The organism is Pseudomonas sp. LM13 (assembly GCF_041381355.1).
Classification (GTDB): domain Bacteria; phylum Pseudomonadota; class Gammaproteobacteria; order Pseudomonadales; family Pseudomonadaceae; genus Stutzerimonas; species Stutzerimonas frequens.
Map to the genome: position 1 here is coordinate 74,304 of NZ_JACBXH010000011.1, position 26,046 is coordinate 100,349.

Annotated in this window: 22 protein-coding genes, 1 tRNA gene and 2 pseudogenes; 6 read left to right on the forward strand and 19 right to left on the reverse strand. The window is 59.2% G+C overall.

The annotated features are described in order from the left end of the window. Positions 1–11: 11 nt before the first annotated feature. The 10 genes and pseudogenes from HZR81_RS10005 to HZR81_RS10050 form a co-directional block, all read right to left on the reverse strand. Entirely contained in the window at positions 12–1,265 is a 1,254-nt protein-coding gene (locus tag HZR81_RS10005) for an alginate export family protein (protein ID WP_474769179.1), read from the reverse strand. 146 nt (positions 1,266–1,411) lie between these two features. Further along, positions 1,412–1,591: a hypothetical protein gene (locus HZR81_RS10010; protein ID WP_013982782.1), complete on the reverse strand. Its 180-nt coding sequence runs from the start codon at positions 1,589–1,591 to the stop codon at positions 1,412–1,414. A 133-nt stretch (positions 1,592–1,724) separates the two neighbouring features. After that, positions 1,725–2,417, reverse strand: a complete 693-nt coding sequence (locus tag HZR81_RS10015; RefSeq protein ID WP_500128008.1) for an RES family NAD+ phosphorylase — start codon at positions 2,415–2,417, stop codon at positions 1,725–1,727. Beyond that, on the reverse strand, positions 2,417–2,821 hold the full coding sequence (locus HZR81_RS10020) for an antitoxin Xre-like helix-turn-helix domain-containing protein (RefSeq protein ID WP_011913238.1): 405 nt from the start codon (positions 2,819–2,821) through the stop codon (positions 2,417–2,419). Before HZR81_RS10020 ends, HZR81_RS10015 begins: the two co-directional genes overlap by 1 nt. 224 nt (positions 2,822–3,045) lie before the next feature. After that, positions 3,046–3,132 (reverse strand) — tRNA-Leu (locus tag HZR81_RS10025). An 89-nt stretch (positions 3,133–3,221) separates the two neighbouring features. After that, a complete protein-coding gene (locus HZR81_RS10030; RefSeq protein WP_500127997.1) occupies positions 3,222–5,501 on the reverse strand; it encodes a helicase C-terminal domain-containing protein in 2,280 nt (759 codons plus the stop codon). Further along, on the reverse strand, positions 5,498–7,135 hold the full coding sequence (locus tag HZR81_RS10035) for a VRR-NUC domain-containing protein (protein ID WP_500127998.1): 1,638 nt from the start codon (positions 7,133–7,135) through the stop codon (positions 5,498–5,500). The genes HZR81_RS10030 and HZR81_RS10035 overlap by 4 nt, the downstream gene beginning before the upstream one ends. 135 nt (positions 7,136–7,270) lie before the next feature. Beyond that, positions 7,271–8,659: an oxygen-independent coproporphyrinogen III oxidase gene (hemN, locus tag HZR81_RS10040; protein ID WP_279648869.1), complete on the reverse strand. Its 1,389-nt coding sequence runs from the start codon at positions 8,657–8,659 to the stop codon at positions 7,271–7,273. A gap of 220 nt (positions 8,660–8,879) precedes the next feature. Further along, on the reverse strand, positions 8,880–9,764 hold the full coding sequence (locus HZR81_RS10045) for a methyl-accepting chemotaxis protein (RefSeq protein WP_500128009.1): 885 nt from the start codon (positions 9,762–9,764) through the stop codon (positions 8,880–8,882). Further along, a pseudogene (locus tag HZR81_RS10050) lies at positions 9,744–10,499 on the reverse strand (HAMP domain-containing protein); the annotation flags it as partial. The pseudogene HZR81_RS10050 and the gene HZR81_RS10045, both read right to left, overlap by 21 nt. A 606-nt stretch (positions 10,500–11,105) precedes the next feature. On the opposite strand from HZR81_RS10050, the gene galU reads away from it, so the two are divergent. Continuing rightward, the gene (galU, locus tag HZR81_RS10055; RefSeq protein ID WP_011913243.1) at positions 11,106–11,945 is read left to right on the forward strand and encodes a UTP--glucose-1-phosphate uridylyltransferase GalU; all 840 of its coding nucleotides are present in this window, start codon (positions 11,106–11,108) and stop codon (positions 11,943–11,945) included. A 34-nt stretch (positions 11,946–11,979) separates the two neighbouring features. Here the strand turns inward: galU and HZR81_RS10060 are convergent, their stop codons facing one another. After that, entirely contained in the window at positions 11,980–12,402 is a 423-nt protein-coding gene (locus tag HZR81_RS10060; RefSeq protein ID WP_063542942.1) for a VOC family protein, read from the reverse strand. Positions 12,403–12,473: 71 nt separating this feature from the next. Between HZR81_RS10060 and gorA the strand changes: the two genes are divergently transcribed. Further along, positions 12,474–13,832: a glutathione-disulfide reductase gene (gene gorA, locus HZR81_RS10065; protein WP_500128000.1), complete on the forward strand. Its 1,359-nt coding sequence runs from the start codon at positions 12,474–12,476 to the stop codon at positions 13,830–13,832. A 42-nt stretch (positions 13,833–13,874) separates the two neighbouring features. Here gorA and HZR81_RS10070 read toward each other — a convergent pair whose 3' ends face one another. After that, positions 13,875–14,378, reverse strand: a complete 504-nt coding sequence (locus tag HZR81_RS10070; RefSeq protein ID WP_200593750.1) for a copper chaperone PCu(A)C — start codon at positions 14,376–14,378, stop codon at positions 13,875–13,877. 153 nt (positions 14,379–14,531) lie between these two features. Between HZR81_RS10070 and groEL the strand changes: the two are divergent. Both groEL and HZR81_RS10080 read left to right on the forward strand, forming a co-directional pair. Further along, a pseudogene (gene groEL / locus HZR81_RS10075) lies at positions 14,532–14,765 on the forward strand (chaperonin GroEL); the annotation flags it as partial. Positions 14,766–15,050: 285 nt separating this feature from the next. Next, the gene (locus tag HZR81_RS10080) at positions 15,051–15,680 is read left to right on the forward strand and encodes an SAM-dependent methyltransferase (protein ID WP_200593748.1); all 630 of its coding nucleotides are present in this window, start codon (positions 15,051–15,053) and stop codon (positions 15,678–15,680) included. Between the two features lie 94 nt (positions 15,681–15,774). Here the strand turns inward: HZR81_RS10080 and HZR81_RS10085 are convergent, their stop codons facing one another. The 7 genes from HZR81_RS10085 to HZR81_RS10115 form a co-directional block, all read right to left on the reverse strand. Next, positions 15,775–16,371 carry a cytochrome b/b6 domain-containing protein gene (locus tag HZR81_RS10085; protein WP_316957907.1) on the reverse strand — a complete coding sequence of 199 codons (597 nt, stop codon included), beginning with the start codon at positions 16,369–16,371 and terminating at the stop codon, positions 15,775–15,777. Further along, the gene (locus tag HZR81_RS10090; protein WP_500128001.1) at positions 16,372–17,955 is read right to left on the reverse strand and encodes a tetrathionate reductase family octaheme c-type cytochrome; all 1,584 of its coding nucleotides are present in this window, start codon (positions 17,953–17,955) and stop codon (positions 16,372–16,374) included. A 173-nt stretch (positions 17,956–18,128) separates the two neighbouring features. Beyond that, positions 18,129–18,500, reverse strand: a complete 372-nt coding sequence (locus HZR81_RS10095; RefSeq protein WP_500128002.1) for a rhodanese-like domain-containing protein — start codon at positions 18,498–18,500, stop codon at positions 18,129–18,131. A 377-nt stretch (positions 18,501–18,877) separates the two neighbouring features. Next, complete coding sequence (locus HZR81_RS10100; RefSeq protein WP_500128003.1) at positions 18,878–20,473, reverse strand: TniQ family protein; 1,596 nt, start codon at positions 20,471–20,473, stop codon at positions 18,878–18,880. Beyond that, positions 20,466–21,392, reverse strand: a complete 927-nt coding sequence (locus tag HZR81_RS10105) for a TniB family NTP-binding protein (protein ID WP_234175065.1) — start codon at positions 21,390–21,392, stop codon at positions 20,466–20,468. Before HZR81_RS10105 ends, HZR81_RS10100 begins: the two co-directional genes overlap by 8 nt. After that, a complete protein-coding gene (locus HZR81_RS10110; protein WP_234175064.1) occupies positions 21,373–23,232 on the reverse strand; it encodes a TnsB C-terminal domain-containing protein in 1,860 nt (619 codons plus the stop codon). Before HZR81_RS10110 ends, HZR81_RS10105 begins: the two co-directional genes overlap by 20 nt. A 2-nt stretch (positions 23,233–23,234) precedes the next feature. Further along, a complete protein-coding gene (locus HZR81_RS10115; protein ID WP_500128004.1) occupies positions 23,235–23,855 on the reverse strand; it encodes a TnsA endonuclease N-terminal domain-containing protein in 621 nt (206 codons plus the stop codon). Between the two features lie 140 nt (positions 23,856–23,995). Here HZR81_RS10115 and HZR81_RS10120 point away from each other — a divergent pair, with 140 nt between their 5' ends. Both HZR81_RS10120 and HZR81_RS10125 read left to right on the forward strand, forming a co-directional pair. Beyond that, complete coding sequence (locus HZR81_RS10120) at positions 23,996–24,577, forward strand: restriction endonuclease subunit S domain-containing protein (protein ID WP_191122538.1); 582 nt, start codon at positions 23,996–23,998, stop codon at positions 24,575–24,577. After that, complete coding sequence (locus HZR81_RS10125) at positions 24,574–25,887, forward strand: N-6 DNA methylase (protein ID WP_191122539.1); 1,314 nt, start codon at positions 24,574–24,576, stop codon at positions 25,885–25,887. Before HZR81_RS10120 ends, HZR81_RS10125 begins: the two co-directional genes overlap by 4 nt. Positions 25,888–26,046 lie beyond the last annotated feature (159 nt).

Genomic DNA, 26,046 nt, shown 5'->3' on the forward strand with positions numbered 1-26,046 from the left:
GCCTGACATGATCAATAGCTGTACTGCAGCTGCGCCCAGAGCTTCTCGGTATCCACCGAGTAATCATCGGCGTCGTAGCCGGCGTACTTGACGGTGGCCACCAGTCCTTTGACCAGCGGGATGGCATGGCTGTAGGCGACGTTGATCTCCTCGCCGTATTGCTGGCTGCCGCGTTCGGCGCGGAAATCGTGGTACCAGGCCTGCAGCGTTCCACCGAACAAAGGCAGAGTGCCGCCGAGATAGACATCCTGCACACCGTCCGCAGGCGTCAGCTGGAAGGCATCGGCCCAGCCCTGAAAGGCGTGCTTGGTAGCCAATGTCGTCTGGAAGGCCCGATTGCCCGGCCCCGAGTCGCCACCCAGGAGCTCCACGCCCGCTTTAAGCGTGGCCCCCTTGAGGGCGTAACCCAGCTCGGCCAGGTAGTACTCGCTGCTCAGCTCCTGCGGATTGCCGGCGTAGTCCTGCTGGCGGGCATATTCGAAGGCGTAGCTGAGGCTCCGTGCGGCACCGCTCAGGCGCAGCCCGGTAGTCTTGCTCGAGAGCGTGCCAAGCGCCGCGCTCGGCGCGCTGGCAATGTTGTCCAGACCCAGCAGGTAACTGTAGGCGGTGGCGGTCAGCTGCGGCGAGAGGACGTACCGAGCGTTGATCAGATGGCTGTGGCCTTCGATATTGGCCGGGTTGGCGCGATTGTCGAAACGGTTGTCGCCCTGGCCGAAGATCGTGTTGACGTTGTCTATGTAGGCATAGGTCAGCGTCAGCTCATCGACAGGCTGTAGCTGGCCCAGCACGCCGTCGTAGGTCTGCTCGTTCTGGCGCCAGTCGACACCACCAACGAAGCGTTGATTGTCCAGATTGATCCGCTGCCGCCCGACCACAGCATTGCCGAGTGCATGGTCGTACCGCAGCAGCGCCTGATTGATCTCGCTGCCGTCGGGGTCCGAAACGGTCGAATAGTCGGTCTGGCCGTTGCGCGTGCTGTTGTACGCCGCGTCGCCCAGTCGACTTACGTTGTCTGCTTCGACCAGCGCGGACAGGCCATACCACTGACCGGTCTGGAAGCCGATGCGGGTGCGCAGCGTCTGCGCATTGGCATGTTTCAGCGCGTTGTCCTGGTCGATGTGCTCGTAGCGATAGCGCAGATCCAGAATCGGCTTGGCATCGGTGAACAGGTCGCTGAAGTTCTCGCCGGCGAGGATCGCCGGACTGCAGAACAGCCCGACGCTAAGCAGGCAGGGTGTCAGATGAAGTGGGCGCAGCTTTCTCATGTGTCGCTCCCTTGGTTGGCATCGGAGCGAACGATAGGCTTCTTTCTATTTTTGCCATTGACAGCAGTCAAGGCTGAAAAAATGCTCTGCCGCGGGCATTGCAGCCCGCTTCGGGGCTGCATCTGGCTCAGAAGTTAGCGTTTCGCTTAATGCGCAATGGCAGCTTTCAACATGCCGATATCGGTCGCGGCACGCTGGATCAGCGCCGCAGCGTTCGGCCCCGTTTTTTCCTGCCCGCTGCGACGACCACGACGCCAGTGCGCCATCGGCTGCAGTGCGCTGATATCCGAACGGGTTACCAGTTCTTCGAGTGATCGCTTGCTCATCGTCGCGTCCTCACATCGTCTGTTCGGGGGAGCGTCCGTGCGCCGTGGGGGAGTCCTTGAGCAAAGGATGCGCGGCGTTTGTTACAGCTGGTTGGCAGTGCCGCACGTGCGGACGAGCGGCGCCGGGGTGGGCCTACGGCGAAACCTCGCCGATGGCGCTGACACTGGTAATGCCGGCGTTCCAGATCATCTCGTAATGGGCGGTCTGGACAATGGAGAGCACATGGCGCGGCGTCATGAGCGCCCAGCAATGCTGGCCAGGCTTGCGCACCGAGCGGTAGCGCAGACCTGCAAAGCCCGCCTGCCGGAGCTGGCGACCGAACTGGCGCGCCGCGGAATAGTCGTTCGGATCGTAGATCGGGTCGGTCAGCGCGACGGTCGTGGCATCCAGCAGGCCTGCCTCGTCGAACTGGCACGACAATCCGCGAAAGACGAAGCGCTCGAAGTTCAGGCCCACCACCCCGGACCAGTACAGCTCCTGGTGATGACGCACCTCGGCCAGGGCCGTTTCCATACTGTCGGCCAGGTAGAGCACGCCGTAGCTGCCATCGCTGAAACGCGAGCCGGAGGGATTCACATGGGTGAACGGAGCGGTGGCATAGGAGCAGCCGGGAATGCCGAACGGGATCTCGTCGCGGGGAATCAGCTCGAGTCGGCCGGTCTCGTTGTGCAGGCGCGGGTTCGTCAGGGCCTGGAGCTGATAAAGCATGTCGAACTCATCGGCGTCGGCCACGTCATCGAACAGCTCGATGGGCGGAAACTTCGAGTTCACCAACCGATACGCCTGCAGCTTCGCCGGCGGCCGAACCGGCAGCCGCTTCGGCACTACCACTGCGCGCCCCGCAGACTGTCGATCCGCCGGAATGTCTCGTACAGCGAAATCATGTCGCCCTGCGCCATGACCTCCAGCGGTGAACGGCCGTTGAAGAACTCGTTGTGATTGGGCATTCCAGGGAAACCGTAGGTGTTCTCCGGATTATCGAAAATCAGTCGCAGAGCGGCGTGGATATTGAGGATGAAACTGATGCGCTGCATCTGATCCGGATCCAGGCTCACCGACCAGTCGGCATTACGCAACTTGGCGCGCGCATGAGTGCTGCGGGAAATACGCAGAATCCGACAGGCCTGTTCAGTCGTGGCCTGCCATTTGTCCAGAATATTCACCGCAGCGCGCAATCCGGTTGTGCATTGATCCTTGGAAAAAGCGGCTACTTGAAGGGTGGCTGACATGGCAATGGTTCCGACAGTTTGTTTCTGTAGATACAGATTAGCACAAATTTATTCTGCAGATTTATAGAGGCGCCGATATTGCCCGCAACTTAACGCCCAACAAACGTGAACGGCTTGAAGTACGCACAATCGAGCGCATCCGATCTTTGAGCGGCTGATGGGATATACAGGAGGGATATTCGAATGGGCTGCGCCGGCGCCAGTTGCTGGAACCAACGGAAGTTTGGTGCCCGGAGCGGGGGTCGAACCCGCATACCCTTTCGGATGAGAGATTTTAAGTCTCTTGCGTATACCAATTTCGCCATCCGGGCGGAGGCTGCGTCGCAGCGTGCCGATGGGGAATCGGCGGCGCAGGACTATAACCAGCCTCCGACGCCCACGCAACCCGAACGACCGGCGTTCAGCCACCAGAACTGCCAGACAAGGCCCACCACCCGGGCAACAGGCGACGCACCTGCGGACGGCCAAAACGGTCGTCGATCAGATGCACAACGCCCTCGTCCTGCTGGGTGCGGATCACTCGGCCGGCGGCCTGCACGACCTTTTGCAAACCAGGGTAGAGATAGGTGTAGTCGTACCCGTGGCCGCGCCCGAACAGCTCGTCGAGCCGTATCTTGAATTGTTCGTTGACCGGGTTGACCTGCGGCAGGCCAAGGGTCGCGACGAATGCACCGATCAGGCGGCGGCCAGGCAGGTCGATACCTTCGGCGAATGCGCCGCCAAGCACAGCGAAACCGATTCCTTCGCTGTGTTCGGTAAAGCGATCGAGAAAGACATTGCGCGCCGCTTCCTGCATGCCGCGGGTCTGCTCCCAGAAGGGTACGTCCGGGCATTGCTCGCGCAGCAGCGCGGCGACCTGTTGCAGGTAATCGAAGCTGCTGAAGAAGGCCAGGTAGTTGCCGGGACGCTCGCGGTACTGACTTGCGATCAGTTCGACCACGGCGCCCAGCGAGGCCTGCCGATGCTGGTAGCGGGTCGAGACATGTTCAGCCAGGCAGACCCGCAGCTGCCGGCTCTGGAACGGCGACTCGACATCGATCCAGGCGCTGGCGGCGGGCAGGCCCAGCATGTCGGCATGGAATCTGCGCGGGCTCAGCGTGGCGGAGAACAGCACACTGGAACGCGCCTGCGCCAGGCGGGGAGCCAGAAAGGGGGCGGGAACCACATTGCGCAGGCAAAGGATCGAACGACGGGCCTTGTTGCGAGCAGTCGCCGGCAACAGGCTGATGTCGAACAGCGAGTGTTTACCGAACAGCTCGGCGACACGGCAGAAATGCATGGCATCGAAATAGGCCCGTTGCAGCTCCGCATTCAGCCCTGCGGGTTGCTCGCCCAGATAGTCGGTGATGGCGCTGACAGCCTGCTGCAGCGCGCCCAGCAGCTTGAGCGGCAACTCCGGTTGCACCTGGTAGTCCGCCAGCTGCTCGCGATGCAGGTCGTTCCAGCAGCGCTGCACGCGCCCCAGCGGCCGCTTCAAGGGTGCCGGCGCCTGGCTGGCGAGGCCGGCGAAGGCGCGCTGATCGAGCTCGGCGCTGTACATGCCGCGTGCGCGATCGAGCAGATTGTGCGCTTCATCCACCAGCACGCTGATACGCCAGTCGTTGTTGAGCGTCAGGCCGTGGAGGAGGGCGCTGCTATCGAAGTAGTAGTTGTAGTCACCGACCACCACGTCCGCCCAGCGAGCCAGCTCCTGGCTGAGGTAATAGGGACAGACCTGATGGGCAAGCGCCACTTCGCGCAGGGCAGCCTGGTCGAGCAGGGCCTGCCCCAGCGCAGCGGCCCGCGCCGCGGGGAGGCGGTCGTAGAAGCCGCGGGCGAGCGGGCAGGATTCGCCGTGACAGGCCTTGTCCGGGTGTTCGCAGGTCTTTTCGCGCGCCACCAGCTCCAGTACCCGCAGTCCATGTTTGGCGTTGCGTTGCAGCGTCTGCAACGCATCCAGTGCCAGGCGTCGACCGGACGTCTTGGCAGCGAGAAAGAACAGCTTGTCCAGCCGCTGCCCCGGAAATGCCTTGAGCTGCGGGAACAGGGTGCCAAGCGTCTTGCCGATGCCGGTTGGCGCCTGCGCCATGAGCGTGGTGCCCGTGCAGGCAGCCTTGTACACCGCCTCGGCCAGTTGCCGCTGGCCGGTACGAAATTCGTCGTGGGGAAAGCGCAGGGCGGAAAGTGCCTGGTCGCGCGCAGCGCGGTGGGCCATTTCCTGTGCGGCCCAATCGATGAACGCCTGACACTGGGTCTCGAAGAACACGCGCAGCTGTGCTGCGGTGTGACGCTCGACGAACAGCGTTTCCTTGTGGCTGGTGACGTCGAAATAGACCAGTGCCAGTTCGAGTTCATCGAGCCCGCGTGTCTGACACAGCAGCCAGCCATAGATCTTCGCCTGCGCCCAGTGCAACTGGCGATGATTGGCGGGCTGGCGTTCCAGGTCGCCGCGAAAGGTCTTGATCTCTTCCAGGCGATTGCGCGCCGGGTCGTAGCCATCGGCACGGCCGCGCACGCTCAGTTGCCCGTATTGCCCCTCCAGGGCGATCTCGCGCTCGTAGCCGTCGCCACGCCTGGCGGTGACCTGTGCGTGCCCGGCGATGCCTTCCAGCGCGGTGGGCGAGGGCGTGAAGCGCAGATCCAGATCGCCGACCTTGGCGGTGAATTCGCAGAGCGCGCGCACCGCGACCCGATAGCTCACGCCATGGCCTCGGCCCACTGGACATGGCAGACCGCAATGGGCAAACCGTGCTGATGGGCGTAGTCGATCCAGCGCTTCTGGTTGTCCTGCAGGCGATCGCCTGGGCCCTTCACTTCGATCATGCGATAGCGGCGCGCTTCCGGCCACAGCTGGATCAGGTCCGGCAGGCCGGTGCGATTGCCAGTGATGTCCACCAGGATGCGCTGGAACAGCAGCTTCAGGTGCGCGGCGGGAATGCAGTCCAGTGCCTGCGCCAACAGTTGTTCGTCGAGCAGGCCCCAGGCGACGAACGCGTTATGGATGCCGAGTTTCGCCTGGAAGGTGCGCCAGATGCAGTCACGGTAGTCGTCGCTGTCGAGGCAGGCCAGGCAGGCGGCGAACAGATCGGCGCGGCGCTGATGGAAGTCCGCGCGGTTCAGGTCGGCCGGCGCCCAGTGGAACGGGTGAAAGAACGCGCCCGGCAACGGCGCGAAGATCGCGTCCCAGCAGAGCAGGCCGAACAGCGAGCCGACCAGGGCGTTCTCCACGTAATACACCGGCGCATCCGGCCTCGTCAGATGCTCGCGCACCGCCTGCTCGACGCTGCAGGTAGGCCTCGGCAGGACCAGATCGAGCTGTTCCGGCTTGCGGCTGCGAGCACGTTCGGTCGGGATGCCTAGGCTGCGTTGCAGGCGTGGCAGGATGCGCTGCAGCTGCTGCACTTCATGTTCGCTTTCCGGCGCGGCCCGGGCCTGAAGTAACAGATCCAGCGCCGCCGCTGGCTGGCCGCCGCGCTCCAATACACGAATTGCCCGCTCACGCGCACCGGGATAGCCGTTGGACGCGTGCAAGCGCAAGGCCTCGTCGAGCTCGCCGAGCCGCTCGAACTGCTGGCCGATGCGCAGCAGCAGTTTGCCGCGGCGGCTTTCCAGCCAGGCATTGCCGAACGGCACGGCCGGTACAGCCGCCAGGATCTCCGCCGGCGGCTCGCCGGCATCGAAGCGCTCGCGACAGCGATGCAGATGCAGGTAGGCGTCCAGCTCGGCACGCGAACTGAACGCTCGTGAGGCGGGGGAAAAGGACACCTGCTCGTAGCGATAAACGCCCAGATCAGCCAGCACGAACTCCGACCAGTCCTGATGGATATTGCCGAAGAACAGCAGGCGCAGCCGCTCGCAGAGTTCGTCGATGCACAGGCTGTACACCGCGTCCTCGGAGCCCGCCCACCATTGCCCGAAGGGCTTGGCCAGGTCATGGTCGGCGCGCAGCCTTTCGAACAGCTCGGCCTTGCGCAGGCCGGCCGAGTTCGTGGTGCCGAACAGCTGCAGCAGTTCGCCCTTGGTCAGCAGGCCGAACAGCTGTTCCAGCGTCAGCTCACGCTCGGAATCGATCCAGCCCTGCTCGATCAATGGCGCTGCCGCCCGACGTGGACAGCCGATCTCCCCGTAGTGCAGTTTGCTGGCGCGGAACAGCGCGCCCTTGCGCATCACCATGCGCACCAGCAATGCCTGGGACGCCTGCGGTAACTGGGCGAAACGCCCGATGAAGGCGCGTTCGGCGTCGTCCAGCAGGTCGCCATGATGCTGGTCCACCCAGGCCAGGACCTGCTGAAAGTTGTCGAGATAGTAGAAGGGGTTTTCCAGGGCCTGACGCATCGCACATCCGGTAAAACTGGGGCGCGGGCGGCCCGCTCGAAAGCTGGCTATTTGTACAGTTCGAGCGGTATTTGGCAATGGCCGGTGATCAGCGGAAGGGGCGGCGTGGGTGCCGCCCCGGACGCGATGGAAGGATCAGACGGTGCGCGAGAAGCGCCCGCGCTGCTCGCCACCGAGATAGGCATCGAAAGCCATGGCGACGTTGCGCATCATCAGCTGGCCCTGCGGCAGCAGAATCAGCGCATCGTCGCGCAGCTCCACCAGACCATCGGAGACCGGCTCGGCCAGTTTGGCCAGCGAGTCGGCAAAATAGCTGCGGAAGTCGATGCCGTGCTTCTGTTCGATCTGCCGGTAATCGATACGCCCATGGCACATCAACGAGACGATTACATCGCGGCGCAGCCGATCGTCGTCGCTCAGCTTGTAACCACGGTGCACCGGCAGCATGCCGTCGTTCAGTCGCGCGTAGTACTGCGAGAGCTCCTTGACGTTCTGGCTGTAGCTGTCGGCGACCTTGCCGATGGAGGAAATGCCCAGCCCGATCAGGTCGCAGTCGGCATGGGTGGAGTAGCCCTGGAAGTTGCGCTGCAGGGTGCCGTTGGCGCGGGCCAGGGTCAGCTCGTCCTCGGGTAGCGAGAAGTGGTCCATGCCGATGTAGACGTAGCCAGCCGCGGTCAGGCGCTGAATGGTCAGCTCCAGCAGTTCCAGTTTGCGCTCGGGCGGCGGCATGTCCTCGGGGCGAATCAGCTTCTGCGCGCGCACCAGATCCGGCAGGTGCGCGTAGCTGTAGGCGGCGATGCGGTCCGGTCGGATGTCGATGATCTTGCTCAGCGTGGCATCGAAGCTGGCGACGGTCTGCAGGGGCAGGCCGTAGATCAGGTCGACGCTGACCGACTTGAAGCGGGCATCACGGGCGGCCTGGACCAGTTCGCGGGTCTGCTCTTCGGTCTGGATGCGGTTGACGGCGATCTGCACCTGCTCGTCGAAGTCCTGTACGCCGAAGCTCAGGCGGTTGAAGCCGAGCTTGCGCAGACCGTGGATCTGATCCGGGGTGACGGTGCGCGGGTCCACCTCAAGGGAGAACTCGTGGCTGTCGCTGTCATCCATGTTGAACGCCTGATGCAGGCTCGCCATCAGGTCGGCCAGCTGTTCGCTGGTGAAATAGGTCGGTGTGCCACCGCCCAGGTGCAGCTGGGTCAGCTTGCGTGAGCGGTCGAACAGCGCACCCTGCATGGCGATCTCGCGCTTGAGGTACTCGAGGTACTCGACGGCGCGCTCGGTCTTGTGGGTGATGATCTTGTTGCAGGCGCAGTAGTAGCACAGGCTCTTGCAGAACGGGATGTGGATGTACACCGACAGCGGCTTGGGCGGCTGCGCCTGGTTGCTGCGCGCGGCGGCAGCGCGGTAGTCGTCCTCGGCGAAGGCCTGATGGAACTGCGGGGCAGTGGGGTAGGACGTGTAGCGTGGACCGGGACGGTCGTATTTCTCGACCAGGGCCCGGTTGAAGCTCGGCAGTTGGTCCATTGTTCGTTTCACCTAAGGGTTGAATTCGGAGTCGGTGCGGAACGCGGTGTCACCCTCGGGTGTGTCCGGCTCAGGCAGATCATGGGCGCGGATTATGGACGATTCGCGCCTGCGCGCCGACTGTCTCAGATCAAGAATAGCGTCCCGGACCGCGCCGTTGGGCGGGGCCGGAATAACAGACGCCAAGGGAGCGAGGCCATGGCCGACCTCGCGCTCGTGTTCAGAGCTTGAACTGGCCGACCAGACGATTCAGTTCGGTGGCCAGGCGCACCAGCTCTTCGCTGATCTCGGAGGTCTGCGTCGCGTCGGCCGACGTGGTGTCGGCGATGCGGCTGATGGTGGTGATGTTGCGATTGATCTCTTCGGCGACAGCGCTCTGCTGTTCGGCGGCTGTGGCGATCTGGGTATTCATCTCGTTGATGGTGCCCACTTCGTCGGCGATCACGCCCAGGCTCTGTGCAGCCTTCTCGACGCATTCCGAGCCGGAGCGCGCGCGCAGCTGCGCTTCCTTCATTGCCTGTACGGCATTGCGCACGCCGCCTTGCAGCTGTTCGATCATCGCCTGGATTTCCTCGGTGGACTTCTGTGTGCGCGAGGCGAGGGTGCGCACCTCGTCAGCCACCACCGCGAAACCACGGCCCTGCTCGCCGGCGCGGGCAGCTTCGATCGCGGCGTTCAGCGCCAGCAGGTTGGTCTGCTCGGCGATGCCGTTGATCACGCCGAGCACCATGTCGATACTGGCGCTGTCGCTCTCGACGCGCTGGATTACTTGAGCCGCCTTCTCGATCTCGGCGATCAGCACTTCGATACCGTCGAGCGCTTCGGTCGCCACCTTCACGCCGGCCTTGGACTCGGTATCCGCTCCGGTGGACGCGCTTGCCGTCTGACTGGCGTTGCGCGCGACCTCCTGAACCGTTGCGCTCATTTCATTCATCGCCGAGGCGACCATGTCGGTTTCGTTGCGCTGCTCGTTGACGGCGGCCAGGGTTTTCTCTGCCACATGGGAGACCCGCCCGGAGACATCACTGAGCTGGTGGGTAACGCCCGCGACAGCCTCAAGGCTATGGCGGAACTTGCCGATCATGCGGTTGAAGGCATCGCCCATCGCGCCGATTTCGTCCTTCGCACCCACTTCGACGCTGCGGCTGAGGTCTTCATCCTCGGCCATGGTATTCATGGTGTGGCGCATGGCAGTGATGCGGCGAATGATTACGTGGCGCACGGTCAGGCACATCACCACCACGCCAATGAACAGCAGGAGCAGCTGAATCCCGCCGCTGATCATGATGTTGCGATCCACTTCCTGGTCGAGTGCCTTGAGGTCGTAGCTGATGCGCACTGCGCCCATTACCGTGTTCTCGCCGACCTGGTGGCAGGTCAGGCAGTTGGTGCCCCGGTAGTCGGCATGCGCCAGGATCGGGTTGATCACCGTCAGCACACGGCCGCCGTTCTGCTCGTTGACCTCGATGATCTCCTCGCCGCCCAAGGCGCGGCGGTCCAGGGCATCGACAGGCGCCTGGTGGTCATATCCCGGCCCGAACACCTTGGTGACCTCATCGCCGCGGATGATGCGCGCATCGATAACACCCGGACGCGCGAGGATCTTGTTCCGCAGCACTTCACGCTGCGCCATGGTGCCGGTGAGCATCATGGTGTTGATGCTATCGAAATAGGAGTCGGCAGCATCCTTGGTCTGCTGCTCGACAACCTGGAGCACCAGGCGCTTTTCGGTACTGGCAGAGAAGAACAGCGAGGCAGACATGATTGCCACCAGCACCAGCACCAGCGCCAGGTTGATCTTTGTCTGCACGGACATTTGTCGAGGGGCGGAGTTGTTCATGGTTTTCCTTAGTACTACTGCCACGCGGAAGGTAACTGCCACTGCACTATTGTTTTATTGGTTTCCCACGACGACGCAGCAACGAACTGAGCAATCTGAAGCTCGTATCGGCGACTTACCGGGATTCTTGAAGACCCGAGACGGGTGATAGCTATGCGCCATTACAGAGCGCGACTATGGTATTGCTTTTCCAGTACGAGCGAGCGACACGGCCGACCGACAACGGTGCAATTGCACATTTCCTTGACTCAGGTCATGAGTCGAACGGCCTGGTTACGCTGATGACTGCTACAAAAGTGTAATGAGCGACAGCTATGCATATAGGAGTTGTATGAAGGCGACGACGGGCGCGAAGGAGGCGTGAAAAAAACACTATCCGGTGACTTTACAGAATGTCAGACCGCCATTAGCGTGGCCGCCGCCGAGACGGCGAAGTGACCCCGCGTAGCGCAGGCACACTATCTGCATCAGTAACCGAGTTTGCTGCGAACCCCGATAGAAAACGATGGTCGTAGGCTCTACGCCGGCATGGCCGGATGACACCGCAAGGCAGCTGCTGTTCTCGATGGCAGTGCATCGACTGGAACCTTTATTTCAAGGACTCACATGATCAAGAAATGCCTTTTTCCTGCTGCCGGATATGGCACACGTTTTCTTCCTGCAACCAAAGCCATGCCCAAGGAAATGCTGCCGGTGGTGAACAAGCCTCTGATCCAGTACGGGGTCGAGGAAGCGCTTGCTGCAGGGCTCACGCAGATCGCCATGGTTACCGGACGCGGCAAGCGCTCGCTGGAAGACCACTTCGATATCAGCTATGAGCTCGAACATCAGATCCGCAACACCGACAAGGAAAAATACCTGGTCGGCATTCGACGCCTGATCGACGAGTGCAGCTTTTCTTATACCCGCCAGGTGGAAATGAAAGGCCTGGGCCATGCCATCCTCAGCGGCCGCCCGCTGATCGGTGACGAGCCGTTCGCCGTGGTGCTCGCTGACGACCTGTGCATCAATCTGGACGGCGATCCGGTACTGGCACAGATGGTCAAGCTGTACAACCAGTTCCGCTGCTCGATCGTCGCGATCCAGGAAGTGCCGCCGGAGGAAACCAGCAAGTACGGCGTGATCGCCGGTGAAATGATCCGCGACGATATCTTCCGCGTCAGCCACATGGTGGAGAAGCCCAAGCCGGAGGACGCTCCGTCGAACCTGGCGATCATTGGTCGCTACATCCTGACGCCGGACATCTTCGACCTGATCGAACAGACCGAACCGGGCAAGGGCGGCGAGATCCAGATCACCGATGCGCTGATGAAGCAGGCGCAGGATGGTTGCGTGCTGGCCTACAAATTCAAGGGTCAGCGTTTCGACTGCGGTAGCGCCGAGGGATACATCGAGGCGACCAACTTCTGCTACCAGAACTTCTACCTGACCGGTAAGGCGTTCTGAACCCATCGGGCCACCTCAGGGTGGCCCGTTCGTTTCAGGGTGCCGGCAACGCTTCGGCACCCGGTCCAAGCGGCTGCCCATAGCTGAATTCGACATAGTTGCCCGCGGGGTCGCGCACGCCGCAGTAGTAACCCACCGGGTACGGCTCGTCGCGCGGTTCCCAGATCAGGCAACCGTCCTCGCGCGCCAGCTCGGCGACCGCATCGACCTCCTCTCGACTGGCCATCGCGAAGCCGAAATGGCTGTAGTCGTTCGCAGCCAACGCGCGATCCGCACCGCCAGGCATGATCACGAAGATGAACTCACGCTCCTTGCCGGGCTCGGCCATCCAGACGATGCGCGACCCTTTGCCGGGCCGCTCGTGGAACACCCGCATGCCACAAAAGCGTGCGTAGAACGCAATGCAGGCGTCCAGATCGGGCACATGCAGAGCCAGGTGAGTCAGGGTAGGGCGCATGCGGCACTCCTTCGATGATTCGGGTCAGAAGCCTGGGTTATGCTGTTCGCTAGACAAGGAGACAACTCTACATGGCTTACGACTTCGATCTATTCGTCATCGGCGCAGGTTCCGGTGGTGTTCGGGCGGCTCGCTTCGCGGCTGGCTTCGGTGCAAGAGTAGCGGTTGCCGAGAGCCGTTATCTGGGCGGTACCTGTGTCAATGTCGGCTGCGTGCCGAAGAAACTGCTGGTCTACGGCGCGCATTATGCCGAGGACTTCGGCCAGGCACAGGGCTATGGCTGGACCATCGACGGCGCAACCTTCGACTGGAAAACCCTGATCGCCAACAAGGATCGCGAGATTCAGCGCCTGAACGACATCTATCGCAGCATCCTGGTGGACAGCGGCGTGACCCTGCTGCAGGCGCATGCGCGGCTGGTCGATGCGCATACCGTCGAAGTCGACGGCAAGCGCTACAGCGCCGAGCACATCCTGATCGCCACCGGCGGCTGGCCGCATGTACCGGAGATCCCGGGTCGTGAGCACGCCATCACCTCCAACGAGGCCTTCTATCTGGATGCCTTGCCGCGTCGTGTACTGGTGGTGGGCGGCGGCTATATCGCGGTCGAGTTCGCCTCGATCTTCCACGGCTGTGGCGCCGACACCAAGCTGCTCTACCGTGGGGAGCTGTTCCTGCGCGGCTTCGATGGCTCGCTACGCGACCATCTGAAAGACGAGATGATCAAGAAGGGCGTGGACCTGCAATTCAACGCCGACATCGTCCATATCGACAAGCTGGCCGACGGCAGCCTGCGCGCCACCCTGGAAGACGGCCGTACCCTGGAAGCGGACTGCATCTTCTACGCCACCGGCCGCCGCCCGATGATTGAAGGTCTGGGCCTCGAAACAGCCGGCGTGGCGCTGGATGCGCGCGGCTTCATCGCAGTGGATGACGAGTACCGCACCTCGGTGTCTTCGATCCTGGCGATCGGCGACGTGATCGGTCGCGTACAGCTGACCCCGGTTGCGCTTGCCGAAGGCATGGCGGTCGCCCGTCGACTGTTCAAGCCCGAGCAGTACCGCAAGGTCGATTACTCCACCATCCCGACAGCCGTGTTCAGCCTGCCGAACATGGCAACCGTAGGGCTGACCGAGGAAGAAGCCCGTGAGCAGGGCTACAAGGTCACCATCTTCGAAAGCCGCTTCAGACCGATGAAGCTGACCATGACCGACAGCCTGGAAAGAAGCCTGATGAAGCTGGTAGTGGACGCCGAAACCGACCGCGTGCTTGGCTGCCACATGGCCGGGCCGGAGGCTGGGGAGATCATGCAGGGGTTGGCCGTGGCGCTGAAGGCCGGCGCCACCAAGCAGGTGTTCGATGACACAATGGGCATCCACCCGACCGCAGCGGAAGAATTCGTCACCATGCGTACGCCTGCCGCTGTCTGAAGCGGGCCAAGGGCATGTCAGTCGCATGCCCTTGGCCGACGCTCAGTGGTGATGACCTGATGCCGAGCCGCCACTGACCGGGGCGTCTTCCTCGATGCTGACCTCGGCGGTGAGCTCGCTGCCGTTTTCGAACTGCAGCGTGATCGGGAAGCTCTCGCCGGCCACCAGCGGTTGCTTGAGCCCGAACAGCATCACATGGTTGCCACCGGGCTTGAATTCCACCTTGCCCGCGGCCGGCACCTCGACCGACGGAATCTGCTGCATCTTCATCATGTCGCCCTGATGGACATGGGTATGCAGCTCGGTTTTTCCGGCCCGCGGAGTTTGCGCGCCGACCAGCTTGTGCGCTCGTTCGCCACGATTCTCCAGCACGAAGTACACCGCGCCCGTGGGTGCACTGGGGGGCATCGCCCGCGACCAGGCCTGGCTGACCACCAGCTCGCTGGGGGCTGCTTGCATCGGGGCGTGATCATGGTGGTGATCCTGCGCGAAGGCAGGCTGGCAGAGCACGGTCAAGGCGCCTGCGGCCAGTAAGCGAAGCAGCATGTGAATACTCCAGTTCCGGTTGAGAGAAGCGCCATATTACGCCGCTTGGTGCGACCCGGCAGTTCTCCCGTACTGACCGGACGTTGATTCCGGTCAAACACGGCGCGCCTACTCTGAACAAAGCTGCTGGCAACGCCCAGGAGGATGCGTTCGATGAGCCATACCAAGCTTCTGTTTCGTAGCGCCGCTCGCGAAAAAGTGCTGCACGGCGCCAACCAACTCGCCGAGGCGATCCGCATCACCCTCGGCCCAAAATCGAAATCGGTTGTGATCCAGAGCGTCTATGGTGCGCCGAGAGTGTGCAACGACGGTGTCACGATCGCCAAACTGGTCAAGCTTGAAGACCCCGAGGAAAACCTGGGAGCACAGATGCTGCGTCAGGCTGCCGTAACCGTTTACCTAATTGGGCGAGCAGGGGGATAGCGTGTGCGGAGGGCATCTATCCGCCTCAGGTGGCGCTGGTCGGGGTCGGGCGCATTGCCGAGTGCCCATGGGTACAGGCTGCTAACAGGAGAACAAGGTGGACCAAGCGGAGATTCGTCACATTGCACTCGATGCGTTGCGGCTGACCGGTGGCCGTGCGGCTTGCCCTGATGGATACGGCAAGGGGTATATTGCGGGCAGCTTCCAGAGGCGTCGGCGACGCCGCATTCACGCTCAACCGGAGGGCGCATGGACCCAAAGATCGCAGAATGGAACGAACGCTACAGCGACGCGGAATACCTGTTTGGTAAAGAGCCAAACGCCTTTCTGGCCAGCCAGCGAGAGCGTTTCATGCCAGGCATGAAGGTCCTGTCTGTTGCCGATGGCGAAGGCCGCAACGGCGTCTGGTTGGCTCAGCTGGGGCTGGATGTGCTGGCCGTGGAGGCAGCGCCGCGGGCGATCGACAAGGCCCGCCAGCTGGCGGCCGAGCGGGGCGTCAACCTCGCTCACGAATGCGCCGATCTGCTGACCTGGGATTGGGGCAGCGAGCGCTTCGACGCGATCGTCGCGATATTCATCCAGTTCGTTGGCCCCGAGCTGCGTGCGCAGATGTTCGCCGACATGCAGCGCGCCTTGAAGCCCGGCGGGCTTCTGCTGCTGGAAGGCTATCGTCTCGAACAGTTGAGCTACGCCACCGGCGGCCCGAAGGAGCCGGCCAATCTCTACACTGCCGCAGCGCTGCGCGAGGCTTTCGCCGGCCTGCAGATCCTGCATCTGGCCGAATACGATGCCTACATAGAGGAGGGCAGCCGCCACCGCGGAATGTCCGCGCTGATCGATCTGGTGGCGCGCAAGCCGACGGCTGAAATACCCGCTTGAGGCGGAACCTGCTGTAGCGGGCTAGAGGCATCCCTTTCGCAGCGATCGAATCGGGGCACTTCGGTGCCTCTCCGTGATGGCGTCGAGCAACGTCTCAATGCCGCTTTTCCCATCCAGTGATCATCGCCCTGATATGAGCCAATGGTGTATGCCCGGTCGTGGTCAGGTACACATGCACGATCAGGAAGATCAGCATCAGAAACGCGCCACCGGTATGTGCCAGAGCTACCGCCTCGAGGGCCAGCCAGTCAGGCAGCAAAGGCTCCAGGCGGCCCCAGAACAGATAGAGCAGCCCGCTGATCCAGATCAGCGGGTTGATCAGCACCAGTACGCCCAGGTAAGCGATGCGCTGAAGCGGATTGTGCTTGCGCTCGGAGGTGACCTTGTAAGGGTGCGGCGCGCCGATGAAGATGCCGCGCGCGTAATAGAGCGCCACGCGTTGGATATTGGTCAGCGTCGGTATGTACTGCCTCCATTGGCCGGTCGTGAAGTGCCAGAAGATGGCGAAGATCCATAATGCGATGAGCAGCCAGGCGGCGACTTCATGAACCTCGACCGCAGTGCGGAAATCGAGCAGGGCGTGACTGCCATGAATGGCGAAGCCACTGAATAGCAGCGTGATGATCAACGCAGCTTGCGACCAGTGCCAGAAGCGCTCGAAGCGGGTGAACAGATACAGGCGGTCGGCCATTCAGTGTCTCCTTCGGCGCGCATGGGCGATGCCGCGAAGCATTGCGTGAAGCAGAACGCCGAGCAGGGCCAGCCCGGCCAGGCCGAAGCCGAGACGGTCGAGCAGCGGATTGCGATCCTTGCCGGGCAGCCAGATGCCGGGCACTGCCGCCAGCCGCCCTTTAGCCGCGTGGCACTGGGCGCAGTCGAGCGCTTGCTCCTTGGGCGCGACCATATGGGTGATCGGCCAGAGCATCTGCGTATCGACAAAGCCGAACTGGCCACTGTAGGGCGCACCGGTGGCGTCGGCACCGGCCTGCAGCGCCTTGGCCCAGTCGAAGTTGAACCAGAACGCCGTGTTATCGGGAGTGGCTGTGTGTGGGACCAGCAAGGTGCGATGCACCGTGTCATACGGCTGGCGACTATGGAACGTCTTCACCGGCCAGATCCGCGCATCCGCGGCGCCCGGCGTGCCGTGGAACGTATTGATCGGCACCCGGCTATCCGGATCGATCCGGGTATCGGGCTGCACGTAAGTGACGGTGCCATCGAACCAGACATAGTCCGGCACCACGTTCTCGGCGAGGAGGAAGTCGCCCTTGCGGCTGTCGTAGACCACGTGACCGTCGGTATCTCTGGTCAGGAAGGGCTTGCCTTCGGTGTTCATCTTGCCGGCAGTCGACCAGTCCCAGCCCATCTTCGTTGGCACACCGCCCCGAGCGAAGGCCGGGATATGGCAGCTCTGGCAGGCCAGGACGCGGGTGTGATCGTTGAGCCGGCTGGCGTGTAGCAGGTCGCCCTGATGCGGACGCCCGCCGTGGCACGATTGGCAGGTCGAGGGGTTGCGTGCGCTGCGCTCACCACGCAGGATCGCCGCGTGAGGATCGGAGGCGGTGACACTGATGCGGCTGCCGGCGATTCGGTGCTCATCGGCGACGTGACAGGTCGAGCAGCTGAAATCTGGCCCCTCGCTGGTCATATGCACGTCGAGGGTGCGCGGAGGGTCGTTGAGCGAAGAGTCGAGATCGCCGTGCTTCACCCCGTCGCCGCCACCGCCGTAGTAGTGGCAGGTGCCACAGGTGCGGCGCGAGGTTGCGCCGACATTGCGGGCGACCGCGGCCAGGTCGACCGGTTCGACGAACTTGCCCGAGCCGGGTGAGGTTTCGGTGCGTACCCGGGGAGGGTGGCCGGCCAATCCGGCAAGTTTCAGGTAGTTGCCCGTGTTGTGGCAGGCCAGGCAGTCGACCTTGGTTTCGTCCGAGAAGTCGAAGTTTGCATCCTTCCAGCCATAGCCGACGTGACAGGACTGGCAGAACGCTTCGTTGGAGCGGTCACCGATGCAGAAGCCATTGAGCATGGTCTTCTTGCCCAGACGCTGGCCGGTATCCGGGTTGGTGTAGTCCCACGTCCAATGACGCGTGGCCATCACCTGGCTGGCTGCTTCGGTATGGCATCCGAGGCAGGCGCGGGTAACCTCCTCGCCGCTGGCGAATGGTCCCTGCAACTGCCTGAAGCGGCTATGGTCGGCCGTGGCAGCCAGCAACGAAACAGGCAGCAGAAGGGCTAGGTATGCGAGCCAGGCCAGATCTCGGCGAAATACATTCATCGTTCCCGTCTCCCTGGGGCGAAAATGCACAGCCTCTGCTGAAACGATAGTTCATCGCCCCGGCCAGCATGATGCTGACGTCAGGCTACGTGGCTTTCGAAATCCGCGCGTTGAGGTGCGTCAGCCATCGGCTATATGACTTGTTTCTTCTGGATATCCCGGATGGGCCGGCGTTACGGGCGGTACATCTTTTCGGCGTTCATCCTTGGCGACCATGGCAGGTTCGAATTCTGCCAACCGCTCAGCAGCCGGAACCCGGCCTGTGGGCCTTCCTTGATCACTGGGTCCTGGAATCCGTCGATCACGTAGCGGGCGTTGGGAAAGCCGTTGTCGCGCAGGTAGTCGGCGCTGGGTTTGCCGCGTTCACTGCCGGAGCGGCACATGGTGATGATCTCGGCGTTCTCGTCGAGGCCGCGTTTCTTCAGCAGCTTCGATTCGTTCTGTTGAACGCGATCATAGACGGCCTGAGCGGTAACACCGAGATCATCGGCACGGGCGACAAAGGCGCAGAGGCTCAGGGCGCTGGCTAGCAGAGAACGTTTCATGGGGTTCTCCTTCATCAATTCATTCGACGAAGGCGGGGCTGTCTGTCGTACGTCAGCTAACTGGAGAATATAAGTCACTGGATAATCAATGGTTTACGCATCTAGCATGAGATTTTCTGTGACCGAAAACGTCAGCTATCGCGAGATTTTCATTGCGAAAATCATCTAAGTGGAGAATTTCCTGAAAGCCGTGTTAGCGACAAGCACACAGCGCCTAGCGGATGGATTTCTACCGAGCAAGCGTGGCCGCGCATTGACAACTTGTCAATACTGGCCAAATGAGGGATCGAGGTCGTTAGCCTTGCTGATACGAGACTCTAGAAGGGTTGAATTGGCTCAGTCGAGCCAGAAGTGATGTCCTGCGGGCTGCAATGACTTCAGCGGCTTGCGAAGCTATTCAGCCAAGAATCTAGCTCTTCGGTGCGCTTGTAAAGAACGCCCGCAATGGCGGCCTCGAAACAGGATTCAGTGAGGCTTGCCAATGGCCGACGAGCAGGAACCCCCGACATCTTCGACCACCGTTTTATTGAGATATGGCTACTGAGCAGTCGACTGATCTCGCCACCCTGGAAACAAAGTTCACGTTTCCAGCCCAGTGGCTTGATCAGCCCGAGGGAGCAAGCCGTAGTGATTTCTTGCTTGTTCATCCCTGTGATGGCGATGGTTTCAAGTAGCGTGCAGTGAGCAGCCTCCAGCGAAGCGAGATGCTTCGCCATCCAGGCCAACAGACTGTCAACACCCACAAAGGCACCATCAAGCAAAGCTTTCCGATCTGAATTGGGTCGGAATGGAATTTCTTTTAACAGGATGCCGGCCAGTACATGCCCCATATGGCCGCCATGCGCTGATGCGATTCGCGCAGCATGCACCATATCGATGACCTGGCCAGAAACGACTGTCTCCAGCTGCTCAACCTGTTTGGCCAATGTAACTAGATCAAAACGGGTATCCCGTATAGACCTGTGGCCGCTGAGTCCCCGGAGTGCAGATGACTCAATTAAAGGCAGTATCTCGGTTGGCTGGCACCCCAGGACTTGTGACAGCAACCGATGATCAACTAGCGCCAATGATGTTGCGTTCTCCGCAGCTGACTCCTTGACCGACTGCCTCCCCGAAAGCCAATTCAAATCCCGAAAAGGCCAGGGCAGCGCCAGTTTTTCTACCAGCGCATAAATCGGCAGGTAAACGGCGAATGCGCCAATTACAGCTGTGGGAGATCTATGTACTCGACAAGTTTCGGCCCATGACTGCATCGCCGTTGACTCATTGAGCAGGGTGTATGCCTGATCCAGAAGCTGAGGCCAAGGCGCGATTTCAGTGGGTGGCCTCTCACGAGCAGACAGATCAGTGCTCAACGGTACAAGGATGCATTGAAGGGCTAGTAGCAGATCCCGAATGAAATGGTTGAGCACATTCGAGTCGGATAAACGTGAACGAAGGTCTGAAGCATACGCCGGCAGCTGTACTGGCCTAGTAGAGGCTTTGAGGTCAGCCTTGCACGAAGGGCAACGGCATTCGAAAAGCTCTTCCGACCACTCAAACTGGTCATTGCAGTGCGGGCAAGCATGAATCAATTCATGACGATGCTCATAGCAATGAGTGAATGGCAACTGACCAAAATATGCTGGGATCCGTTTTTTCTCCCGAAGGCAGGCCGTACAGATTCGGGGAACTCGAAGCTCAAGGTTTCGGTAAATTCGCGCGGAGTCATGTGCTGTAACTTTGGCGAGAATCTCATCTCGAACGACATAGCCACTCAGCTCTGCCGGACTCAGGCCTAACCATCCTGCCAACGCAGCCTGGGTATCAGGCGATTGATGGTTTTGTGCTTTGCTGCCACCAATTCTCAGGGTAGAAAACAGCTCCTTTACAGAGCTGCGCCCATTAGCCACAGCCAAGCGCAGTAGATAAGCGGAAAAATGCTCACCGGGTTCGGGGCGAAGGCGTACCGGCAGAAGTCGCAGCTCAGACATTTGCCCGCAACGCCAGGGCCCGTTCGACTTGAGGCAGGGACATCTTGAAAGGATTTTCTATTAAATCTGCGCAACTGCTGACGTCGAATGCCTCCGACAAATGAGTCATGCAGATCTGCTGATTCCCGTCAGTGCTTTCGAGAGCATGCTCAAGCACGTTGGCAATGAAACCATGGAGCCCGTTACTGGCGAGATAGAACCGCTTCAGCATCTCGTCACTGCTCAGGTTGATGCAAGGAACGCCAATGGTTTTCTGATATACAGCCATGAGGTTTTTCCAAGCATTTGATCCTAGAGCAGGGGGCTTAAGCTGGACAGAAGCGTTAAATCTACGAATCAGCTGATCTTCACTGTGCTTACCTTTGACGGTGTCATTCAAAATTCGATTGCCATGGGGAAGTCCGGCCAGGACAAAAGGAATTAGGCTTCGATCCATGATGCTTTTGATCATGTCAGCGGCTTCTTGCGTTCGCCGGTGGGTGTGCTCGGGGAGCACATGTTGAATTTCATCAATGATGATTAGCTGGACACCCAGTGATTTTGTCAGGCCGTAAAGGCGATTCAATAGTGACCTGGCCGTACCTTTCTGAGGCTCGGGATCGCCGCAAGCCTCAAGCAATCCACTGAGAATGTCATTTACAGTGACCCGCGACGGCAGTGAAATGTAGAGGATTGGACGCAGTGTTCTGTCTTCAAGCTCAGCATCTGGAAACGCCTTACGATATAAGTGAAGCAAAGTCGATTTACCAGCTCCGCTGGCGCCAAGCAGCATCATGCTTTTGGGCTTCAGGCCGGTAGTTTTATGGCACCGATTAATCGCTTGATACGCCAGGTCGAACTGCTGGTTTCGAATCGTTAGCTGCAAGAATGCTTCCGTGTGCAGCTTTCGGCGTGGGGCATTACTCGATGGTGATTGCATAGTCGTCATCCTCGTCAAAAATGGTTGAAACAGTACAAATGTTGTCTTTTGAGTATTCTTTGACGGGCGACTTCAGCAGTATTTCAAGATCGATAGGTGTCCCCGCTGAGTTAAGCGGTATGTCTGGCCCCTTACGGCGTGGCTTTTCAGGATCGCTATAGCCTTCATTGATGCCATCATCCCATATGGGCGATTCATCCTTCGTCGTGCGATAAACTCGCCCCACGCGAAGCTCTGAGAATGAAAGTCCCGAGGTCTTGCTCCCTAAGATATTTGGAACCTCCAGAAGTCGGTTTGTAAAAGGGTCTACAACGCTAATGGCACTGGCATCAAGCGGGTCGCGGTATGCAGTCACCTTGACTTCATCTTTTTTATGCGGTTTTTGGTTTCTTTGTAAGCGATGGTAAATTGCTTGAAGCTCGTCACTGTTGAAAACCTGATAGTCACAGGTAATTCCCTTCACATGAGCTAGGTTATGCTCTTCACGTAGCCCGCGCAGCAAGTTGTCATGTCCAATTTCATCGACCATTACTGGCGGGTATTTTCTGGCACTTTCACGCCAAACCTCGGCAGGGGTTCGGCCATTCAATCCAGAATGTGGCTGGTTGTGGTACTTGATAATGAACTCACTAAACAATTTCCTGAATTCAGAAAAAGTGTGTTTTGCAGAGGACTTTATGCTGGTGTCAGACTTGTATCTGTGATCAGGCTTCCCCAAATAGCCCTTGAGTCCCTGAAATAGACCTGTACGGGTCGTGCCAATGAATCGCTCCACGATGGGTTTGCCCCAACCCATTTTGGTACCGGTGCAATCCACTTCGACCCGCAAGTTATCAAAAAAACGCATGGTGTCAGCAGAGATGTATGCAACACCTTGGTCTATGACGACCCGCGCCGGTATTCCGCAAAATGGATATAGAGGGTCATTCTTTTGTGAAATAGCATAGCGAAGCGTATGAATTACACAGGCGGATGACTCTCGCGGCCTTCCGACATGAATGGCGTAACCTAATACGACACGCGAATAGGCATCAACAACAAAATAGATGCTAGGCTTACCTATGAATTTTCCAAATATATTTTTCAATCCAACATTAAAATGCGCCGTATCAAGTTCTACACGTTGAAGTATTCTATCGATTTCAATTTTTGAATTTGTAGACCTGGCCTCATGCCGGGCTTCACTTTTCCCGTACCGACACTCAATTACGCCGATGCGCTCAAGCCCGCGAATTCTTCGCTCAAAGGTTGAGAGAGATGGACAGGGCGCAATGTACCCTCTAGCAGCGTACTTTGCAGAAAATATCAAATATACGCCATACATCGACGGCTTTTCTTCGGTGAGATATTCCTTTTTTATGACCCCATCCATTAGTTCGAACACTTCATCAGAGATGGAAGGGTTTCGAATCCTCTTTCCACCAAAAAGAACCTCAGCCATGTTCTCGTTAGCGGCAATCCATTTCTTATACAGCTTATGCAACTGGGAAATGCTCGGCGGATTACTGTCCGAGATAATATATGAAATGCGTGCTGTAACGAGCTCCCGAACACCTTTTGCGCAGGGCTTTGGCTCAAGCTTCAGCGCACTGCAATAAGCAGTCATGCGTGCAATTTCTTCATCCTGCTCTGTGCTGGTCTTTATGTGGCACGGATTGTAAGAAGGAGTCCTGAACAAATGAAGCTTCCCATCTGATCGTGCACGCTCCAGATCTTCTGGAGTGAAGCTCTCTACCTTTCCATCTTTAAATTTTATTACGGCAAGATCGCCATCAAAGAGACGAAGATTGCCGGTTCGCCCCTCATAAGAAAGCAAACAATCCACATATAGATTTTGCATAGCTACACCTTGATAAGTGCTGTTTGCTCGGTCAGGCGCAGAGCAAAGTCGAACCGAAATTCGCCATGAGCCAAAAGTGCAAATGGTGTTGTATCAGGCAATTCCAGGCGCTTTAGGTATTCTTTTAGCTCCGAGAAACTAATGTCTTGTGGCATTCCTTTCTTTATTTTTGACACTTCAGGCTGGCTGATAAAGACTCTCTTGTAAGGATAAAGCATATTCATATTGAAAATTGAATCGCCCAACCGGATGTCTTCATCTGTGACAATCTCTAGACCTGCACCACAAGCATCATTTATGTGTCGACGAATCCATGCCATTTTTTCTTGCAGGGCATCGTCGACGCGTTTAGCCATTTTAATCTCGCGGAACTGATAGCCACGGTCATCACTAAACTTGGCGAGTTGGTCTGGAGTGTATCTCGCAGGTTTTCCGTTAATTGCGGTATAGGCAAATGAAACGGGTTGCGCCTTGTAGGACTCAACCGCCTCATCAAACTCTAGGGTCAGTAGGGCATCCCTCTCCAGCAAGCTTTCACACCAGAACCTGGCCTGGTTCTTCACCGAGTAGAAATGCCGGATCGGCTTAGACCAGACACCCTTAGGTTTTTGCTTTGGTTTCAACTGCGCCACCACATGAATCAACGCGATGATGCTAATGCTATGGAATCTCGGATGCCTGTCAAGAGGAAAAATAGCATCATCGTGTTGATGTTGTTATGCCTGGCAGCTAGGATGAGTGATACGCACAAGAAGGAAGCGAGATGGTGACCCTCTCAGAAATCGCTGAAATCCGCGCAGGGCATGCGTTCCGCGGCGCTATCACGCCTGACTTTGAAGCGCACAGCCGGGTGATCCAGATCCGCGATGCTGATCAACAGAGTGGGGTGGATTGGGCAGGTTTGGAGCGCTGTACCATCACCGCTCGCAAAGAGCCGGACTGGTTACAAGCTGGAGACATCCTTTTCCAAGCACGTGGGCGCAAGAATTTCGCTGTGTGTCTGACTGAGGTGCCTTTCAGCAAGGTTGTCTGCACGCAACACTTCTTCGTTATCCGTGTACGTGACGAGCGGTTCAGTCCTGCTTTCATCGCATGGCAACTGAACCAGGTATGTGCTCAGCGTCACTTCGACCTGAACACACCAAACGTCAACACCCGGCACATCACGTTGCCGACCCTGAGTGCAACCCCTGTCGTGTTCGCTGAACGAGCAGTGCAGCAAGAGCTTCATCACCTGGTCACGCTCGCTAGAAGAGAGCAGCTTCTGTTCGAGTCTCTAATGAAAACCAGGCAGCAACAAATGGCGGCGGTCGCCAGTCAAGTCCTCGGGAAGGGAACGGTATGAGCAGGGTAGATCTCCTGGAGTCAATCACGGCCAGTCCGGACTACAGGACGCTTACAACGCACCTATTCCTTCTGATCTTGTGGAGTCCGAATGACCACGACTCGTCTGATGAGGAAGTGCCGGAATCCTTTGAAGAAGAATTCTTTTACCGTGCTGCTTGGCTAGTCGGCGAGACCTCGCCTTTGCTTGCCAATGCACTCCGCAAAAAGCTTGATATCTACAAGCTGGAGGCAGGCTCGCTAGCCGCTCACCATGAGTATTTCCGTGCGATTGCACACGGATTAGCTAAGGATGACTCGGTAAGACCAATGCTGCTGGAGATGCTCCTTCAATCGCTTGAAGCTGATGGCTCTTATGAAGGGACAAGGCCTTGCCCTGAGGAGCTAATCCAAGTGATCGCTGGCATAAGCCAGCAGTCTGGTGGGCGCTCTTACTACGACCCCCTCAGCGCGAATGGACGACTGCTTGCCGAACTCGTTTCCAACTCAAGCTCATCAGCTTGGGGGCTGGGCCAATCCTCTGCTGACGAAGATATCCTGCATGGGCTGCTACGCGCTTTCTTCCAGCACGATTCTCTGACATTCGAAAAGGCAGATGCCCTGAAGTCACCACCCAATGACGGAGTGGGGCTTCAATCTTTTGATGTGGTGGTTTCAGACCTGTCAGAAAGTGCTGACGTCTGGGCTACAGAGCTCGGTGCCGGAGATCCATTCGGGCGATTCAAATACGGTATTGCCCCGAAAGGGAAAGGGGAGTGGCCGCTCATACAGCACATGCTTGCGTGCATGCGGAAAGACCAAGGGGTGGCAATCGCTGTAGTGGATCTAGCGGCCCTGCTAAGGGCGGGCAAGGAAGCTGAAATCAGACGAGCGATCATGCAGAACAATTTGCTCGACGCTGTAGTCTATCTTCCGGCAAAGCTTTATCGCAGTGATGCGCGCTCGCTTGCGATTTTGGTCTTCAAGTCTTCGCGTCAAAGCAGTTCGGTGCTGCTCATAGATGCGAGCAAGCAGTACACATCTGAAAAGAGCCTCAACACGCTCACGGCTGAGGGTATTCAGCAGATTCAGAAACATTATTCCCGTCGTGAACCTGTTGAAGGTAATGCTGTTCTTCTGTCCATAGCTGATCTTGAAGCCACTGGCTTCGCGCTGAACCCAGGGCGATATTTCTCCGCCCGTGCTGATGAAGGACTGCATGATCTCGACGCCCTTAGCCGTGAGCATGAGTACCTCAAGCTTGAGCTTTGGCAGGTGGGGGGACAGATTGACGAATTGCTCAGTAGGCTAGCTGAGAAGGTCGCCCCATGAAAAACCAGCGCAAGATGGCCTTGCTGGCCGCTGCGATGATTGAAGACTATCCGGACGTGGTCTCTGGTTACGTCGTTGACGCACGGATCGAGTCCCTCCATCTGATGGGCAATGTGTTCAAGGCATTCGGCTATCGGAATGGCGAATCTCTGGTCAGCA

Bases quoted from the DNA above. Each gene is read 5' to 3' on its own strand.
- HZR81_RS10005 (WP_474769179.1), bottom strand. From the start codon at position 1,265: ATGAGAAAGCTGCGCCCACTTCATCTGACACCCTGCCTGCTTAGCGTC.
- HZR81_RS10010 (WP_013982782.1), bottom strand. From the start codon at position 1,591: ATGAGCAAGCGATCACTCGAAGAACTGGTAACCCGTTCGGATATCAGC.
- HZR81_RS10020 (WP_011913238.1), bottom strand. From the start codon at position 2,821: ATGTCAGCCACCCTTCAAGTAGCCGCTTTTTCCAAGGATCAATGCACA.
- HZR81_RS10035 (WP_500127998.1), bottom strand. From the start codon at position 7,135: ATGCGTCAGGCCCTGGAAAACCCCTTCTACTATCTCGACAACTTTCAG.
- hemN (WP_279648869.1), bottom strand. From the start codon at position 8,659: ATGGACCAACTGCCGAGCTTCAACCGGGCCCTGGTCGAGAAATACGAC.
- HZR81_RS10045 (WP_500128009.1), bottom strand. From the start codon at position 9,764: ATGGGCGATGCCTTCAACCGCATGATCGGCAAGTTCCGCCATAGCCTT.
- galU (WP_011913243.1), top strand. From the start codon at position 11,106: ATGATCAAGAAATGCCTTTTTCCTGCTGCCGGATATGGCACACGTTTT.
- HZR81_RS10060 (WP_063542942.1), bottom strand. From the start codon at position 12,402: ATGCGCCCTACCCTGACTCACCTGGCTCTGCATGTGCCCGATCTGGAC.
- gorA (WP_500128000.1), top strand. From the start codon at position 12,474: ATGGCTTACGACTTCGATCTATTCGTCATCGGCGCAGGTTCCGGTGGT.
- HZR81_RS10070 (WP_200593750.1), bottom strand. From the start codon at position 14,378: ATGCTGCTTCGCTTACTGGCCGCAGGCGCCTTGACCGTGCTCTGCCAG.
- HZR81_RS10080 (WP_200593748.1), top strand. From the start codon at position 15,051: ATGGACCCAAAGATCGCAGAATGGAACGAACGCTACAGCGACGCGGAA.
- HZR81_RS10085 (WP_316957907.1), bottom strand. From the start codon at position 16,371: ATGGCCGACCGCCTGTATCTGTTCACCCGCTTCGAGCGCTTCTGGCAC.
- HZR81_RS10090 (WP_500128001.1), bottom strand. From the start codon at position 17,955: ATGAATGTATTTCGCCGAGATCTGGCCTGGCTCGCATACCTAGCCCTT.
- HZR81_RS10095 (WP_500128002.1), bottom strand. From the start codon at position 18,500: ATGAAACGTTCTCTGCTAGCCAGCGCCCTGAGCCTCTGCGCCTTTGTC.
- HZR81_RS10100 (WP_500128003.1), bottom strand. From the start codon at position 20,473: ATGTCTGAGCTGCGACTTCTGCCGGTACGCCTTCGCCCCGAACCCGGT.
- HZR81_RS10105 (WP_234175065.1), bottom strand. From the start codon at position 21,392: ATGCAATCACCATCGAGTAATGCCCCACGCCGAAAGCTGCACACGGAA.
- HZR81_RS10110 (WP_234175064.1), bottom strand. From the start codon at position 23,232: ATGCAAAATCTATATGTGGATTGTTTGCTTTCTTATGAGGGGCGAACC.
- HZR81_RS10120 (WP_191122538.1), top strand. From the start codon at position 23,996: ATGGTGACCCTCTCAGAAATCGCTGAAATCCGCGCAGGGCATGCGTTC.
- HZR81_RS10125 (WP_191122539.1), top strand. From the start codon at position 24,574: ATGAGCAGGGTAGATCTCCTGGAGTCAATCACGGCCAGTCCGGACTAC.